The 15,166-nt window shown below is 74.0% G+C and carries 13 protein-coding genes; 8 read left to right on the top strand and 5 right to left on the bottom strand.

Features of this window, described 5'->3' with window-relative positions:
• Window positions 1–64: 64 nt before the first annotated feature.
• Window positions 65–1,132 (bottom strand): adenylate/guanylate cyclase domain-containing protein, encoded by a 1,068-nt coding sequence (locus GD632_RS09775; protein ID WP_152191522.1) that lies wholly within the window; start codon window positions 1,130–1,132, stop codon window positions 65–67.
• Window positions 1,129–1,989, bottom strand: coding sequence for a biotin--[acetyl-CoA-carboxylase] ligase (locus tag GD632_RS09770; protein WP_193311428.1), 861 nt, complete (start codon window positions 1,987–1,989; stop codon window positions 1,129–1,131). Before GD632_RS09770 ends, GD632_RS09775 begins: the two co-directional genes overlap by 4 nt.
• A 72-nt stretch (window positions 1,990–2,061) precedes the next feature.
• Here GD632_RS09770 and GD632_RS09765 point away from each other — a divergent pair, with 72 nt between their 5' ends.
• From GD632_RS09765 to GD632_RS09755, 3 genes are all read left to right on the top strand, one after another.
• Complete coding sequence (locus tag GD632_RS09765) at window positions 2,062–2,805, top strand: DsbA family protein (protein ID WP_152191517.1); 744 nt, start codon at window positions 2,062–2,064, stop codon at window positions 2,803–2,805.
• Between the two features lie 99 nt (window positions 2,806–2,904).
• Window positions 2,905–4,497 carry an acyl-CoA carboxylase subunit beta gene (locus GD632_RS09760; RefSeq protein WP_152191514.1) on the top strand — a complete coding sequence of 531 codons (1,593 nt, stop codon included), beginning with the start codon at window positions 2,905–2,907 and terminating at the stop codon, window positions 4,495–4,497.
• Window positions 4,494–4,739, top strand: a complete 246-nt coding sequence (locus GD632_RS09755; protein WP_152191511.1) for an acyl-CoA carboxylase subunit epsilon — start codon at window positions 4,494–4,496, stop codon at window positions 4,737–4,739. Before GD632_RS09760 ends, GD632_RS09755 begins: the two co-directional genes overlap by 4 nt.
• A gap of 22 nt (window positions 4,740–4,761) precedes the next feature.
• On the opposite strand, the gene focA is transcribed toward GD632_RS09755, so the two are convergent.
• On the bottom strand, window positions 4,762–5,607 hold the full coding sequence (gene focA / locus GD632_RS09750) for a formate transporter FocA (protein ID WP_226924786.1): 846 nt from the start codon (window positions 5,605–5,607) through the stop codon (window positions 4,762–4,764).
• Between the two features lie 304 nt (window positions 5,608–5,911).
• Here focA and GD632_RS09745 point away from each other — a divergent pair, with 304 nt between their 5' ends.
• The 3 genes from GD632_RS09745 (at window position 5,912) to GD632_RS09735 (ending at window position 10,674) form a co-directional block, all read left to right on the top strand.
• A complete protein-coding gene (locus GD632_RS09745) occupies window positions 5,912–7,627 on the top strand; it encodes a DUF885 domain-containing protein (protein WP_152191508.1) in 1,716 nt (571 codons plus the stop codon).
• Window positions 7,628–7,766: 139 nt separating this feature from the next.
• Window positions 7,767–8,375 carry a Maf family protein gene (locus GD632_RS09740; protein WP_152191506.1) on the top strand — a complete coding sequence of 203 codons (609 nt, stop codon included), beginning with the start codon at window positions 7,767–7,769 and terminating at the stop codon, window positions 8,373–8,375.
• Window positions 8,376–8,862: 487 nt separating this feature from the next.
• Window positions 8,863–10,674, top strand: coding sequence for an acetyl/propionyl/methylcrotonyl-CoA carboxylase subunit alpha (locus GD632_RS09735; RefSeq protein WP_152191504.1), 1,812 nt, complete (start codon window positions 8,863–8,865; stop codon window positions 10,672–10,674).
• 2 nt (window positions 10,675–10,676) lie between these two features.
• Here the strand turns inward: GD632_RS09735 and GD632_RS09730 are convergent, their stop codons facing one another.
• On the bottom strand, window positions 10,677–11,615 hold the full coding sequence (locus tag GD632_RS09730) for an NUDIX domain-containing protein (protein WP_226924785.1): 939 nt from the start codon (window positions 11,613–11,615) through the stop codon (window positions 10,677–10,679).
• 164 nt (window positions 11,616–11,779) lie between these two features.
• Between GD632_RS09730 and dapD the strand changes: the two genes are divergently transcribed.
• The gene (gene dapD / locus GD632_RS09725; RefSeq protein WP_152191502.1) at window positions 11,780–12,724 is read left to right on the top strand and encodes a 2,3,4,5-tetrahydropyridine-2,6-dicarboxylate N-succinyltransferase; all 945 of its coding nucleotides are present in this window, start codon (window positions 11,780–11,782) and stop codon (window positions 12,722–12,724) included.
• Window positions 12,717–13,571, top strand: a complete 855-nt coding sequence (locus tag GD632_RS09720) for a hypothetical protein (protein ID WP_152191500.1) — start codon at window positions 12,717–12,719, stop codon at window positions 13,569–13,571. Before dapD ends, GD632_RS09720 begins: the two co-directional genes overlap by 8 nt.
• Window positions 13,572–13,702: 131 nt before the next feature.
• Here the strand turns inward: GD632_RS09720 and GD632_RS09715 are convergent, their stop codons facing one another.
• A complete protein-coding gene (locus GD632_RS09715) occupies window positions 13,703–14,995 on the bottom strand; it encodes a citrate synthase (protein ID WP_152191498.1) in 1,293 nt (430 codons plus the stop codon).
• Window positions 14,996–15,166: the final 171 nt, after the last annotated feature.

Here is a 15,166-nt window from a genome sequence, read left to right as displayed (position 1 = left end):
CGGCGACGCCTGCGGGCACTCCTCCGTCGCCGAACTCACCAGTTGCGCAGTTGGGGGACGCCGCTCAGGCGCGGCGGAGCTCCACCGGACTCATCTGACCGATGCCGGGCATGTCGACCGGACGACGGGGCAGGAGCTGGAACTCCGCCGCCGCCGAGGAGGTGGCCAGCCGCTCGCTCGTCGCGGGGTCGGTGATGACGGTGTCGGGCTCGGCGACGTCGGCCAGCCGGGAGGCGAGGTTGACGACGGGGCCGAACACGTCGCCGGACCGGGAGATGACCCGGCCCCACACGACCGAGCCGCGCACGGGGAGCAGCCCGGGCTGCGCGCGGATCTCGGCGACGAGGGCCACGGCCACGCGGGCGGCCGTGGGGAGGTCGTCGGCGATAAAAAGGACGGCGTCGCCGATCGTCTTGACCACGCGGGCGCCGTGGGAGGTGATGACGTCCCGGGCGGTGAACTCGAAGCCCTGGACGAGCTCGGCCAGCTCGCGTGAGCCGAGGCGGGCCGAGCTGGAGGTGAAGGAGACCATGTCGATGAAGCCCAGCGCGCGCGGCAGCGGGAGGGAGTCCTTCGTCGTCTCCTCCACCGACCGGCTCGCGACCTCGGCGTCCATCCGGACCGCGAGCGCCGCGAGCTGCCGACGCCAGGCGTAGACGAGCTGGCCCTCGAGCATGCCCGCGACATCGGCGATGTGGTCGAGGACGACGAGGCGCGCGCCGGTGTCGTCCAGCCGGTGCCGTCGGCTGGCGTCCTCGACGAGCGCCTCCACCTGCCACAGGGCGAGCCGGTCGGCGAGATAGCTCTGTGCGCGGAGCAGCGAGACGGCGGTGGCGCGGTCGACGTGCACGCCGCCGACGAGCGAGTCGATCGACCTCAGTGCCTCGACGTCCCGCTCGGTGAACGTGACGGCGTCGTCGGAGACGTTCTGGAAGCCCATGGCCCGCCAGAAGAGCCGCGCGGTCGGGAGGTCGACCCCCGCGCGCTCGGCGAGCTCGACCATGGTGAGACTCGGCGCGCCGCCGACGAGCGCGGCCACGCGCTCCTCGACGGTGGACCGCCCCTGCGGCGCCTGCTCGGAGGGTCGCTCCGCCGGCGCGGTCGTCTCCCCGAGGTCTGCGGCATCCGTCACAGTTCCAGGTTAACGTCCGTCCCGGCGTCCGCCGACCCGGTGTCCGACCGTACGTGGAGGACGTCGCCCGCCAGCACCCGGTGGAGCACGCCCGCGGCGTCGCGCACCCGCAGGCTGCCGTCGTCGTCGAGCGCCTCGGCGCGACCGTGGAGCACCCCGCCACCGGGCTGCTCGACGCGCACGTCTCGGCCCAGGGTGAGGCAGTCCACGGCCACCTCGGCGAGCAGGCCGGCCACCCGCGCGTCGCCGTCGTGCGCCTCCCAGCGGCGCACGAGCCGACCCAGCTCGCGGCCGACGGCGTCGAGCAGCGCCTCGGGAACTGGAACCGGCAGGCCGGCGAGCGCCAGCGAGGCCGCCGACTCCACCGGCAGGGCGGCGGTGTCCTGGCTGAGGTTGACGCCGATCCCGACGACGGCGACCGGCCGGCCGTCGGGTGCCGGCGGGAGCAGCTCGGTGAGGATGCCGCCGAGCTTGCGGGCGGTGCCCCACCCCGCGAGCGCCGGCCCGCCGTCGTCGACGAGGACGTCGTTGGGCCACTTGAGCCCGACGGCACCGGCCCGGTCGCCGCCGCCGCGGCGGACCGCCCGCACCACCGCGAGGCCGGCGAGGAGGGTGAGCCACGGGGCACGCTCGAGCGGCACCTGCGGGCGCAGGAGGATCGAGGCGGTGAGGGCGGCGCCCGGCGGGGTGAGCCAGCTGCGGCCGGTGCGGCCTCGCCCGGCGGTCTGGTGCCCGGCGACGAGCGCCGACAGGTGGGGCCACGCGCCGGGGTCGGCGGCGACGGCCTCACGCAGGGCGGTGCTCGTCGAGCCCACCTCGGCCAGCCGCACCACCCGCGGGAAGGGCTGCTCGGTCACGGTCCCACCCAACCACAGCCCCCGCGGGACGGGGCTTAGCATGGCCGGACCGCCTACCCCTGGAGCCCGTCCATGCCCGCGTCCCGCGCCCGGACCCTCGTTCCCGTGCTGCTGCTCCTCGTCGTTGTGGCGGTGGTGGGTGGGCTTCTCGTGGGCAGCAGCGGCGACGACGACGGCGCGGCGCCCGCGCCGAGCGCCAGCCCCTCCGTCGCGGTCGAGGAGCCGACGGCGACGGCTCCCGCCGTGGCACCGACCGACGACGCCGTCGCCGCGGCGCCGAGCGACGACGCCCCGGACCTCGCGCGCCGCGTCGAGGGCGACCCCATGGCCGCGGGACCGGTCGACGCACCGGTGAGCGTCATCGTCTACTCCGACTACAGCTGCCCCTACTGCCAGAGCTGGGCCGTGGAGACGCAGCCGACGCTCCTCGACTACGCCGAGGAGGGCACGGTCCGCCTCGAGTGGCGCGACGTGAGCATCCTCGGCGAGGACTCCACCCGCGCCGCCGTCGCGGCTACGGCCGCCGCGGAGCAGGGCCGCTACCCCGAGTTCCACGACCTCCTCTTCGCCGACATGGAGGCGCGCTCCCCCGCCCACCTCACCGCCATGGCCGAACAGCTCGGCCTGGACGTCGAGCAGTTCACCGCCGACCTCACCGACCCCGCCGTCCTCGGGGCCGTGCAGCGCACCATGGACGAGGCCCGGAGCCTGGGCCTGCAGTCCACGCCGAGCTTCATCGTCGCCGGGACGCCTGTCGTGGGCGCCCAGCCGGCGGAGGTCTTCGTCGAGCTCATCGAGGCGGCCCTGGCCCCCTAGGCGCCGGCCGCCCGTTTGTCGGGGCTCCACAACCGCGCCTCACCGAAACGCCGCGTCCAGGCAGCGAGGGTGGTGGCCCGCCACACGTACGCTCGCCGGGTGACCTCCGAACCGACAGACCTCACCGGCACCGCTGCCCGGCTCGCCGATCTCGCTGCCCGGAACGCCGAGCTCGAGCGCGCCGAGGCCGTGGCGCAGGACAAGCAGCACGGGCGCGGCAAGAAGAGCGCCCGCGAGCGCATCGCCGCCCTGCTCGACGAGGGCAGCTTCGTCGAGCTCGACGCCTTCGCCACGCACCGCTCGACGAACTTTGGGCTGGACAAGCGCAAGCCCGCCGGCGACGGCGTCGTCGTCGGCTACGGCACGGTCGACGGCCGCCAGGTGTGCATCTACTCCCAGGACTTCTCCGTCTTCGGCGGCAGCCTCGGTGAGGTCCACGGGCAGAAGATCACCAAGGTCATGGACCTCGCGCTGCGCACCGGGGTCCCGCTCATCGGGATCTCCGACGGCGGTGGCGCGCGGATCCAGGAGGGCGTCGCCGCCCTCACCCAGTTCGCCGAGATCTTCCGCCGCAACGTCGCGGCCTCCGGTGTCATCCCGCAGATCTCGCTCATCCTGGGCCCGAGCGCCGGGGGCGCGGTCTACTCCCCCGCGCTCACCGACTTCATCGTCATGGCGGACAAGACGTCCAACATGTTCATCACCGGGCCGGACGTCATCAAGGCCGTCACCGGCGAGGAGGTCGGTTTCGAGGAGCTCGGTGGCGCCGCGACGCACAACGAGCGCTCCGGCGTCGCCCACTACCTCGCCGAGGACGAGGACGACGCGCTCGACTTCGTCCGCGCCCTCCTCGCCTTCCTCCCCGCCAACAACCTCAGCGAGCCGCCCACCTGGCCCGCGGAGACCGAGCCGCTCGAGGTCGCCGACGCCGACCTCGAGCTCGACGCGCTCGTGCCGGACTCCGACAACCAGCCCTACGACATGCGCACCGTCGTCGAGCACGTCGTCGACGACGGCGAGCTGCTCGAGGTCCAGCACCTGTACGCGCCCAACATCGTCACGGCCTTCGGGCACGTCGAGGGCCGGCCGGTGGGCATCGTTGCCAACCAGCCGCTGCAGATGGCCGGCACCCTCGACATCGCCGCCTCGGAGAAGGCCGCGCGCTTCGTGCGCACCTGCGACGCCTTCAACATCCCTGTCCTCACCTTCGTCGACGTGCCGGGCTTCCTGCCGGGCACCGACCAGGAGTGGAACGGCATCATCCGCCGCGGCGCCAAGCTCATCTACGCCTACGCGGAGGCGACCGTCCCGCTCGTCACCGTCATCACCCGCAAGGCCTACGGCGGGGCGTACATCGTCATGGGCTCCAAGCAGCTGGGCGCGGACGTCAACCTCGCGTGGCCGACGGCGCAGATCGCCGTCATGGGGTCCGGCGGCGCGGTCAACATCCTCCAGCGCGGCGCGCTGAAGAAGGTCGCCGACGAGGGCGGGGACGTCGAGGCGGAGCGGGCACGGCTCACCGCCGAGTACGAGGACGCGATCGTCAACCCGTGGGACGCCGCCGCGCGCGGCTACGTCGACGCCGTCATCGCGCCGTCCGAGACGCGCGTCCAGGTGGTCCGCGCGCTGCGCGCGCTGAGGACCAAGCGCGCCTCGCTGCCGGCGAAGAAGCACGGGAACATCCCGCTGTGAGCAGCGCGACGGGCGAGTCCGGGGACCTCACCGGCGCGCAGCTGCGTGTCGTGCGGGGAGAGCCCGACGACGTCGAGCTGGCGGCGCTCGTCGCCGGCATCGTCGCGGCCCGGGCAGCGGTCGCCGACGACGACGGCCCCACTCCCGTCCGCGCGCCCTCCCCGTGGTCCGACCACGGGCGCCGGCTCGGCCGCCCCCCGGTGGCTGGCCCCGGCGCCTGGCGGTGGTCCCTGCACCCCTGAGCGGCGCACCGGCGGCTCGTGGCTAGCGGCGGTCGGGACGGCGGAAGATCGTCCAGTACATGAGTCCGATCATGACCCCGCCGCCGACGACGTTGCCCAGGGTCACGGGCAGCAGGTTCCCCACGAGGACCGCGTCCCACGTCAGCGCGGCGTGGTCGCCGGCGCTCCCGAGCTCCGCAGCCGCCGCCCCGCGCAGGAGCAGCGAGAGCGGCAGGAGGAACATGTTCGCCACCGAGTGCTCGAACCCGGCGGAGACGAACAGCGCGACGGGCATGGTGAGGGCGAGGACCTTGTCGGTCGTCGTGCGCCCGGAGTAGGCGGCCCACACGGCCACGCAGACCATGAGGTTGCACAGCACCCCGAGGACGAAGGCCTCGACGGCGGAGTGCCCGACCTTGCCGGCGGCGGTGTCGAGGACGACCCTGGCCCAGGCGCCGTCGGCGGCGTGCCACGTGCCCCCGACGTAGACGAGGACGACGACGGTGAGCGCACCGACGACGTTGCCGGCGTAGACGACCGCCCAGTTGCGCAGCAGCTGGGCCCAGGTGATCCGGCCGCTCGCCCGCGCGGTGAGGGTGAGCGTGGAGGAGGTGAACAGCTCCGCGCCGGTGAGGACGACGAGCACGATCCCGGTGGAGAACACGATCCCGCCGAGCACCTTCGCCACGCCCCACGGCAGCGCCTGCGCGCCCACCTGGCTCGTGGTCCAGAAGACGAAGGCGAGGGCGATGTAGCCGCCTGCGGTGATCGCGAGGAGGAAGGACGCCATGGGGCGGCTCGTGGCCTTGGCGCAGGCGGCGTCCTCGGCCGCCCGGGCCAGCTGGGCCGGGGAGGGCATCCCGGGGGCCTGCGGGACTGCGCTGGTCATGGCTCTCCTGTCCGCGCCGGGGGACCGGCCGCGGGCACATCCTCGCGCGCGGGAGGAGCCCGGACCGGGGCCCTTGGACCCGGGGGCGGCCCCGCGCCGGCCCGCACCGTGGTGCTGCTGGCGGGCGTGGGCAGGCCCGTCGACCAGGTCCTCCGTGGAGGGTGCCGGTCCTCCCGGGACAGGAGATCTCTCGCTTCACCCCGGTCCTCACCCCGGAGGCGCGCCGGACGTGACCTGCCTCTCAGCCTGCACACCCGTGTGGTGCCCGCCGCGAGCGCGATGGTGAGGGCCTACGCTCAATCGAGTGAGCACCTCCCGCGCCGGCACGGCCCTCGACACCATCGCCGACCAGTACGTCGACCGTCTCGCCGCGCTCGACCCGATCGCAGCGACCTCGCTGGGGATCCCCGGCCACGACGACGAGCTCCCCGACCTGTCCCCCGACGGCCACCTCGCGCGCGCGGAGGCGGCCATGGAGGCGGTGGCCCGGGTGGCCGCGACCGACGCCGTCGACGAGGTCGATGCGACGACGAAGGCCGCCATGGCCGAGCGGCTGGGCCTCGAGAGCGAGCTCTACATGGCCGGTGAGGTGGGCCGCGAGCTCAACGTCATCGCCTCCCCGGTCCAGGACCTCCGCGACGTCTTCGACCTCATGCCGACCACCACCGCCGAGGACTGGGAGTGTGTCGCGAGACGGCTGGCGGCCCTCCCCGAGGCGATGTCCGGCTACCAGGCCTCGCTGCGCACCTCGGCCACTGACGGGAAGGTCGCCGCCCTGCGGCAGGTCGAGGCGTGCATCGCCCAGGCGGAGGAGCTCGCCGCGGAGGGCACCTCCTTCTTCGACACCTTCGTCACCGGCGCCCGGCCGGACGGTGCCGAGCCCACCGGCGCGCTCGGTGAGGCGCTGCTCCACGGTGCCGCCGCCGCACGCCGCGCCTACGGTGAGCTCGCCCAGATGCTCCGGGAGGAGCTGGCGCCGCGCGCCGGCACGCAGGACGCCGTCGGCCGCGAGCGCTACTCGCTGTGGTCGCGCCACTTCCTCGGCGCCGTCGTCGACCTCGACGAGACCTACGAGTGGGGTCTGGAGGAGCTCGCCCGCGTCACCGCCGAGCAGGAGGCCGTCGCCACGCGGCTCTACGGCCCGGGCACGAGCCCGGCCGAGGCGATGGCCCGCCTCGATGCCGACCCGAGCCGCCAGCTGCACGGCACCGCGGCCCTGCAGGCCTGGATGCAGGAGACCTCCGACCGCGCCGTCAGCGAGCTCGCCGGCACCCAGTTCGACATCCCCGAGCCGGTCCGCCGTCTGGAGTGCCGCATCGCCCCGACGCAGAGCGGTGGCATCTACTACACCGGGCCCAGTGCCGACTTCTCCCGGCCCGGGCGGATGTGGTGGTCCGTCCCGGCGGGCGTCACCGAGTTCAGCACGTGGCGCGAGCTCACGACCGTCTACCACGAGGGCGTCCCCGGTCACCACCTCCAGATCGGCCAGACCGCCCACCGCTCGGAGCTGCTCAACACCTGGCGTCGTCTCGCCTGCTGGGTGAGCGGCCACGGTGAGGGCTGGGCCCTGTACGCCGAGCGGCTCATGGCCGACCTCGGCTACCTCGACGACCCCGCCGACTACCTCGGCATGCTCGACGGCCAGCGCCTGCGCGCGGCGCGCGTCGTGCTCGACATCGGCGTCCACCTCGGCAAGCCCGCCCCGGCGCAGTGGGGCGGGGGCACGTGGGACGCACCCAAGGCGTGGGAGTTCCTCAAGGAGAACGCGAACATGGCCGAGGGCTTCCTCGCCTTCGAGCTCGACCGCTACCTCGGCTGGCCCGCCCAGGCGCCGTCCTACAAGGTGGGGCAGCGGCTGTGGGAGCAGCTGCGCGACTCCGCCCGGGAGGAGTCCGTCGCGCGCGGGGAGGCCTTCGACCTCAAGGCCTTCCACCGCCGGGCGCTCGACGTCGGCTCGGTGGGCCTGGACGTCCTGCGCTCCGCCGTCCTCGGCCGGCCCGACGCGTCCGTCCGAGGCTGACCACTCCTTTCCGCCGACAGCCGACTTACCGCCGACAGCCGACTTACCGCCGACAGCCGACTTACCGCCGACAGCCGACTTACCGCCGACAGCCGACTTACCGACCTGGTGTCGGCGGCCTCCCGTAGGCTCTCTGCCCGTGAAGCTCGTCCTCGCCTCGGCCTCCCCCGCCCGCCTCGCCACCCTCCGCTCCGCCGGACTCGAGCCGGAGGTCCAGGTCTCCGCCGTCGACGAGCCCGCCCTGCTCCGCGCCGCCGGCGCCGCCGTCACCCCGGCCGACCAGGTGCTCCTCCTCGCCCGCGCCAAGGCGAGGGACGTCGCCCCCACCCAGCCGGGCGCCGTCGTCGTCGGCTGCGACTCCATGCTCGAGCTTGGCGGCGAGGTGCACGGCAAGCCCGCACACGCGGACGAGGCGGTCGCCCGCTGGCGACGCATGCGCGGCCGCTCAGGCGTCCTTCACACCGGGCACTGGATCGTCGACACCCGCCGCACGCCCGCACCCGAGGTCGGCGACGTCTCCTCGACGACCGTCCACTTCGCCGACCTCAGCGACGCCGAGATCGACGCCTACGTCGCGACCGGCGAGCCGCTCGCCGTCGCCGGCGCCTTCACCGTCGACGGGCTCGGCGGAGCCTTCGTCACGCGCATCGAGGGGGACCACCACGGCGTCGTCGGCATCAGCCTGCCGCTCCTGCGCACGTTGCTCGCCGATCTCGGCGTCTCCGTCACCGAGCTGTGGACCCGCTGAGCGGCGACCACCGCCGCCCGTCCGCGTCGATCTCGAAGGCGACGCCGCCTGCCACGTCCCCGGGGAGGACGAGCCGGCCTGGGCGCGAGCACCGTCGCCGGGACGACGACGGCGGCGCACTCGCCCCGGTACTCGTCGGCGACGCCGTCGGGGGCTCGCACCAACACGGCGGGTGAGGGGGGCGCACCCTCCCGCGCGGGCGCCGTCGCGGCGACAACTCGACTGTCGGCGACAACTCGACTGTCGGCGACAACTCGGCTGTCGGCGGGATGGGGGGCTGTGAGGGCGCGACAAGGTGTCCTCCGCCACCCCGCGCCCGTGCCCGTCGCAGTTGTAGAGTCACCACAACTCACCTGCGGACGACTTGCGCCTGCCGACAGACTTGCGCGGCACAGTGGGCAGTGAATAGGACGCGCGCCGCCGGGCGGCTACCGTGGGTCGGTCCGGGCGCTGGTCCCGGGGCCTTGGCGAACAGATCGGAGCATCCATGACGAGCACCTCTGGAGCGTCGTCCACCCGGCGCCCGTTGACGAAGGTGCTCATCGCCAACCGGGGCGAGATCGCGGTGCGCGTGACGCGCGCCTGCACGGACGCCGGGATCGCCACCGTCGCCGTCTACGCCGACTCCGACCGCGACGCCCTCCACGTGCGGCTGAGCGACGAGGCCTTCGGCCTCGGCGGCTCCCGCGCGGCCGAGACGTACCTCGACGCCGGCAAGCTGCTCGACGTCGCTCGCCGCAGCGGCGCGGACGCCGTCCACCCCGGGTACGGCTTCCTCTCCGAGAACGCCGAGTTCGCCCAGCGGGTCATCGACGCCGGGCTCGTGTGGATCGGCCCCCCGCCCGCCGCCATCCGCGCCCTCGGTGACAAGGTCAGCGCCCGGCACATCGCCAGCGCCGCGGGCGCCCCGCTCGTCGCGGGCACGCCCGACCCCGTCGACTCCGCCGACGAGGTCGTCGCCTTCGCCGCCGCGCACGGCCTGCCGGTCGCGATCAAGGCCGCCCACGGTGGTGGTGGGCGCGGCCTCAAGGTCGCCCGCACCCGGGAGGAGGTCCCCGAGCTCTTCGACTCCGCGGTGCGCGAGGCCAAGGCCGCCTTCGGCCGCGGGGAGTGCTTCGTCGAGCGCTTCCTCGACCGCCCCCGCCACGTCGAGACCCAGTGCCTCGCTGACGAGCACGGCACCGTCGTCGTCGTCTCCACCCGCGACTGCTCCCTGCAGCGGCGCCACCAGAAGCTCGTCGAGGAGGCGCCCGCCCCCTTCCTCACCCCCGAGCAGGACGCCCTGCTGCGCGAGGCGTCGACCGCGATCATGCGCGAGGCCGGCTACGTGGGGGCCGGGACCTGCGAGTTCCTCATCGGCGCCGACGGCACCGTCTCCTTCCTCGAGGTCAACACCCGCCTCCAGGTCGAGCACCCGGTGACCGAGGAGGTCACCGGCATCGACCTCGTCCGCGAGCAGCTGCGTGTCGCGGCCGGCGAGCCGCTGGGCTACACCGAGGTGCCCACCCGCGGCCACAGCATCGAGTTCCGCATCAACGGGGAGAACCCGGCCGCCGGCTTCCTGCCCGCGCCCGGCACCATCTCCTCCCTCACGTGGCCTGGCGGCCCGGGGGTGCGCGTCGACACCGGCGTATCCGCCGGCGACACCGTCTCCGGGGCCTTCGACTCCATGCTCGCCAAGCTCATCGTCACCGGCGCCGACCGGCAGCAGGCGCTGCAGCGTGCCCGCCGCGCGCTCCGCGAGCTCGAGATCAGCGGCATCCCCACGGTCCTGCCCTTCGCGCGGGCCGTCCTGGACGCCCCGGAGTTCGCCGCGGACGACCCCTCCGCCTTCACCGTCCACACGACGTGGATCGAGACGGACTTCGCCGAGCGCCTCGCGCAGCTCGGCGCGCCGCAGGTCCCGACCGCCGTCACCCCCGACGCGCCCGACGACGCGACCGAGCGCGTCGTCGTCGAGGTCGGCGGCAAGCGGCTGGAGGTCGTGCTGCCGGCCGGCCTCGGGATCGGCGCCGGCCGCGGTGGCCGCGGCGCGGTCCGCCGCCCCGCGCGCCGCAGCGGCACCCGCGCCGCCGCCTCGAGCAACGGGTCCCTCACCTCGCCCATGCAGGGCACCATCGTCAAGGTCGCCGTCGAGGACGGCGCGACGGTGGCGGCCGGCGAGCTCGTCGTCGTCCTCGAGGCGATGAAGATGGAGCAGCCGCTCGTAGCGCACCGCGCCGGCACGGTGCGCGGGCTGCAGGCGGCCGTCGGTCAGAACGTCTCGGCCGGCACCGTCATCTGCGACATCGACGAGTAGGACTACCCCAGCACGAGGGAGGGTCCGGCGACCCGCGCGCCGCTCCCCACGACGCGTCCGCGCAGCTCGCGGTCCGCCGTCACGACGACGACGTCCGCCCCCTCCCGCACGTGCCGCCCTGCCAGGGCGGCGATCTCGTCGTCGCCCTCCCCCGGCGCGTCGACGACGTCCACCCGGCCCACGCCGTCGGCGGCCCGGACCCCGGCGGCACCTCGCCCGCGCCCCTCGGCCACGAGGACGACGTGCGGGTACCAGGTGTGGCCGGGCAGACCGACGTCCGCGGCGGGCAGGCCGTCGGCAGCGAGCGCGACGAGCTCGTCCCGCAGGCGCACGGTCGCGGCCGCGCGGTCCCGCCACCAGCCGTCCGGCCGCGACCCCATGGTGTTGGCGCCGTCGACGACGAGCACGAGGCGGCGGCCGAGCAGCTCGCGCAGCGCCGGCAGCGCGTCGGCGAAGGCCGGCAGCAGCCGGCGGTCGCGCACGGCCGCCCCCTCGACCCACGCCACCTCCAGGCTCTCCGGGTCGCTGACGCGCGGCTCGATCTCCTCCACGGCCTCGGCCACGACGGTCGTGTAGGACCAGTCCGGGTGGTCGAGGCGGTGGCTCGCGCGCACGGCCATGCCCGACGGCGGCAGCGCGGCCTCCTCGTGGGCCTCCCGCAACGCCCCCGCGACGTCAGTCTCGTCCGGGTCGACCGCCCCGCCCGGCAGGCCCCACGTGCCGCCGTGATGGCTCCACAGCGCCCGGTGCTGGAGGACGACGGCGTAGTCGTGCGGGTCGCGCGGTCCGCTGGTCCCGCCGGGCTCGCGCAGCGGTCGCCACAGGAGCAGCCCGGCCGCGCCGTGCCGGCCCCAGTGCCGGTGCCCGCAGCGGCACTCGACCCAGCCGTCGCCGGGCCGGTGCGGCGTGCGCGGGTCCGGCGGTGTCAGCGAGTCGGCCACCACCTCACCCTCGCGCCCCACCCCCACCCCGCGCAATTGGTGAGCCGACCGACGGCTCCGGCCCGGGAAGCGTCGCCGAGTCGACCAGTTGCGAGGTTCGAGGGGTGAGGCGGGGCACGTGGACGGCGTCGAGAGAGTGGCCCCGGTGCTCGTAGGCTGTCCCCATGGCACGTCTCGCGCGCGGAACCGGTCTGGCCACGATCACGGACGAGGGCATGGTCCTCGACGTCTGGTACCCCGACCCCACGGTCGACGACGGTGAGGGCTCCGGCTCCCCCGCGACCACCGCACTCCCGGTCGCCGAGCGGCGTGACGAGGCGCGCGGTGTCCACAGCCGGGTCGTCACCGCGGAGATCGACCTCGACGCCCCGCCGACGAGCACCGTGGACGCCTACCTGCGCCTCCACCTCCTGTCCCACCGGGTCGTCACGCCGAACTCCCTCAACCTCGACGGGATCTTCGGGGTGCTCCCCAACGTCGTGTGGACCTCCGCCGGCCCCTGCGCCGTCGAGGGCTTCGACCAGACGCGGGTGCGGCTGCGGGCCCGCGACGGGCACCTCACCGTCCACGGGGTCGACAAGTTCCCCCGGATGACCGACTACGTCGTCCCCAGCGGCGTGCGCGTCGCCGACTCCTCCCGCGTGCGCCTGGGTGCCCACCTCGCACCAGGCACCACCGTCATGCACGAGGGCTTCGTCAACTTCAACGCGGGCACGCTGGGCCGCTCGATGGTCGAGGGCCGCATCTCGCAGGGTGTCGTCGTCGGGGACGGCACGGACGTCGGCGGCGGCGCCTCGATCATGGGCACGCTCTCGGGCGGTGGCGAGGAGCGCATCACCCTCGGTCAGCGCTGCCTGCTCGGCGCCAACAGCGGCATCGGGATCTCCCTCGGTGACGACTGCGTCGTCGAGGCCGGCCTCTACGTCACCGCCGGCACGAAGGTCACCGTCCTCGCGGCGTCCGGGGACGCCGCCGCCTCGGTGGTCGCCGCCCGCGAGCTGTCCGGCCTGCCCAACCTGCTGCTGCGGCGTCACTCCGTGACCGGCGCCGTCGAGGCACTGACGCGGACGGGGACGGGCATCACGCTCAACGACGCCCTCCATGCGTAACGGGCTCCTGCGCGGCACGCTGGGTGTGCTCGCGCTGGTCGCCCTCGCCGTCGGCGGGGTCGCGCTCCTCCTCACGCGGCTCGTGCCGGACCGTGCCAGCGAGACCTGCGCCGTCGTCCTCGAGGACGGCACGCGCCACGTCCTGGACGCCGACCAGGCCGACAACGCGGCCCTCATCACCGCGATCACGGTGCGCCGTGAGCTGCCCGCCCGCGCCGCGACCATCGCGCTCGCCACCGCGGTCCAGGAGTCGAAGCTGCGCAACATCGACTACGGCGACCGCGACTCGCTCGGCCTCTTCCAGCAGCGCCCCTCCCAGGGGTGGGGCACGCCGGAGCAGGTCACCGACCCGGTCTACGCGACCAACGCGTTCCTCGACGGCCTCGTCCAGGTCCCCGGGTACACCGAGCTGCCCGTCACCGAGGCCGCCCAGACCGTCCAGCGCTCGGGCTACCCCGAGGCCTACGCCGACCACGAGCCGGAGGGCCGGGCCTTCGCCTCCGCGCTCACCGGGCACTCCGCGGCCTCCCTCACCTGCCACCTGCCCGAGACCGAGGACGCCGCGTCCCCCGCCGAGGCGGTCAGCGCTCGGCTGGAGCAGGACTTCGGGATCACGACGACGGCGACCGGCGGCGCCGTCGTCGTCGAGCCCTCCACCCTCCCCGGGGAGGACCCGCAGCGGCTCGCCTGGGCGGTGGCCCACTGGGCGGTGGCGACGGCCGTCGACACCGGCGCCGGCACGGTCGCGGTGGGCGACCAGGTGTGGCAGCGCTCGGAGGGGAACGAGGCGCAGTGGCGCCCCGCAGGGAGGGCGCCGGCGCCCGCCGGCACCGTCCGTATCTCCTGACCTCTCGGATCCCGCCACAGTCGCTGCGTGCAGGTGGCGGGATCCCGCAGGCGGCCGCGCCCACGTACGACGCCGCCCCGGTGGCCCGTCCCGTGGGGGACCGGGCCGCCGGGGCGGCGTCGGGCGCGTGGTCAGCGGCCGGCGGGGTACTCCCGCTCGGTCTCACCGGTGTAGACCTGGCGCGGGCGCCCGATCTTCGTCGTGGGGTCGGCGATCATCTCGCGGTACTGGGCGATCCAGCCGGGCAGACGCCCCATCGCGAACAGCGGGGTGAACATCTGCGTCGGGAAGCCCATGGCCTTGTAGATGAGGCCGGTGTAGAAGTCGACGTTCGGGTAGAGCTTGCGCTCGATGAAGTAGTCGTCGTTGAGCGCGATCTCCTCCAGGCCCATGGCGATGTCGAGCAGCTCGTCGGACTTGCCGAGCTTGCCGAGCACCTCGTGGGCGGCGTCCTTGACGATGGCCGCGCGGGGGTCGTAGTTCTTGTAGACCCGGTGGCCGAAGCCCATGAGGCGGACGCCGTCCTCCTTGTTCTTCACCTTGCGCATGAACTCCGAGGCGTCGCCGCCGGAGGCCTGGATGGCGGTGAGCATCTCGAGGACGGACTCGTTCGCGCCGCCGTGGAGCGGGCCGGACAGGGCGCCGACGCCGGCCGACACGGCCGAGTAGATGTTGGCGTTCGAGGAGCCCACCATGCGCACGGTCGACGTCGAGCAGTTCTGCTCGTGGTCGGCGTGGAGGATGAGGAGCATGTCCAGCGCCTTGGTCAGGGCGGGGTCGACGTCGTGGTCCTGGTAGGGCAGGTGGAAGGTGAGCCGGTAGAAGTCCTCGACGTAGGACTTCGAGGCGTCCGGGTAGAGCAGCGGCAGGCCCAGCGCGCGCTTGGCGATGTAGGCGATCATCGTCGGCACCTTGGCCATGAGCAGCACCGTGGCGAGCTCGACCTGCTCCTCGTCCCGGGGGTCGAGGGTGTGCTGGTAGTACGTGGCCAGCGCCGAGACGCCGGACTGGAGGATCGCCATCGGGTGACCGTTGGCGGGGAAGGCGGTGAAGAACGCCTTAAAGTCCTCGTGGAGCAGACGGTGCTTGTGGATCCGGGAGGTGAAGGCCTCGAGCTCGTCGGCGGTCGGCAGCTCACCCTTGATGAGGAGGTGGGCGACCTCGAGGAAGGAGGAGCCCTTGGCGAGCTGGTCGATCGGGTACCCCCGGTAGCGCAGGATGCCGGCGTCACCGTCGATGTAGGTGATCGCCGACGTCGTGGACGCCGTGTTCATGAAGCCGGGGTCGAGCGTGACCAGGCCGGTCTCCTTGAGCAGCGAGGAGATCTTCACCCCGTCGTTGCCCTCGGCCGCCGGCACCCGGTCGAACTCCAGTCGCGTTCCGTCGACCTCGAACGTTGCCGGGGTGGGGGTGGCCTCGGACATGTACTGCCTCCTCAGGGATCGGTACGCCGGGTGCTCGTGGCCCCGGCACCGTCCGCACCGTCGGAGGCGGAGGCCTCATCGGTCCGCACGGTCATATGTGGTGGTTCCTCCATGAAGGGTAAGCCATGCCACGCGCTGGTCCGGAACCGGGAAGCCGCCCGACATGTCGGT

This window comes from Georgenia satyanarayanai, assembly GCF_009193135.1.
In the GTDB taxonomy this organism is placed as follows: Bacteria; Actinomycetota; Actinomycetes; order Actinomycetales; family Actinomycetaceae; genus Oceanitalea; species Oceanitalea satyanarayanai.
This window is presented reverse-complemented; position numbering and strand designations above follow the sequence as displayed.

What these genes read in the sequence shown, in the direction of transcription:
- GD632_RS09765 (WP_152191517.1), top strand. Translation starts at nt 2,062, where the DNA reads ATGCCCGCGTCCCGCGCCCGGACCCTCGTTCCCGTGCTGCTGCTCCTC.
- focA (WP_226924786.1), bottom strand. Translation starts at nt 5,607, where the DNA reads ATGACCAGCGCAGTCCCGCAGGCCCCCGGGATGCCCTCCCCGGCCCAG.
- GD632_RS09735 (WP_152191504.1), top strand. Translation starts at nt 8,863, where the DNA reads ATGACGAGCACCTCTGGAGCGTCGTCCACCCGGCGCCCGTTGACGAAG.
- dapD (WP_152191502.1), top strand. Translation starts at nt 11,780, where the DNA reads ATGGCACGTCTCGCGCGCGGAACCGGTCTGGCCACGATCACGGACGAG.
- GD632_RS09720 (WP_152191500.1), top strand. Translation starts at nt 12,717, where the DNA reads ATGCGTAACGGGCTCCTGCGCGGCACGCTGGGTGTGCTCGCGCTGGTC.
- GD632_RS09715 (WP_152191498.1), bottom strand. Translation starts at nt 14,995, where the DNA reads ATGTCCGAGGCCACCCCCACCCCGGCAACGTTCGAGGTCGACGGAACG.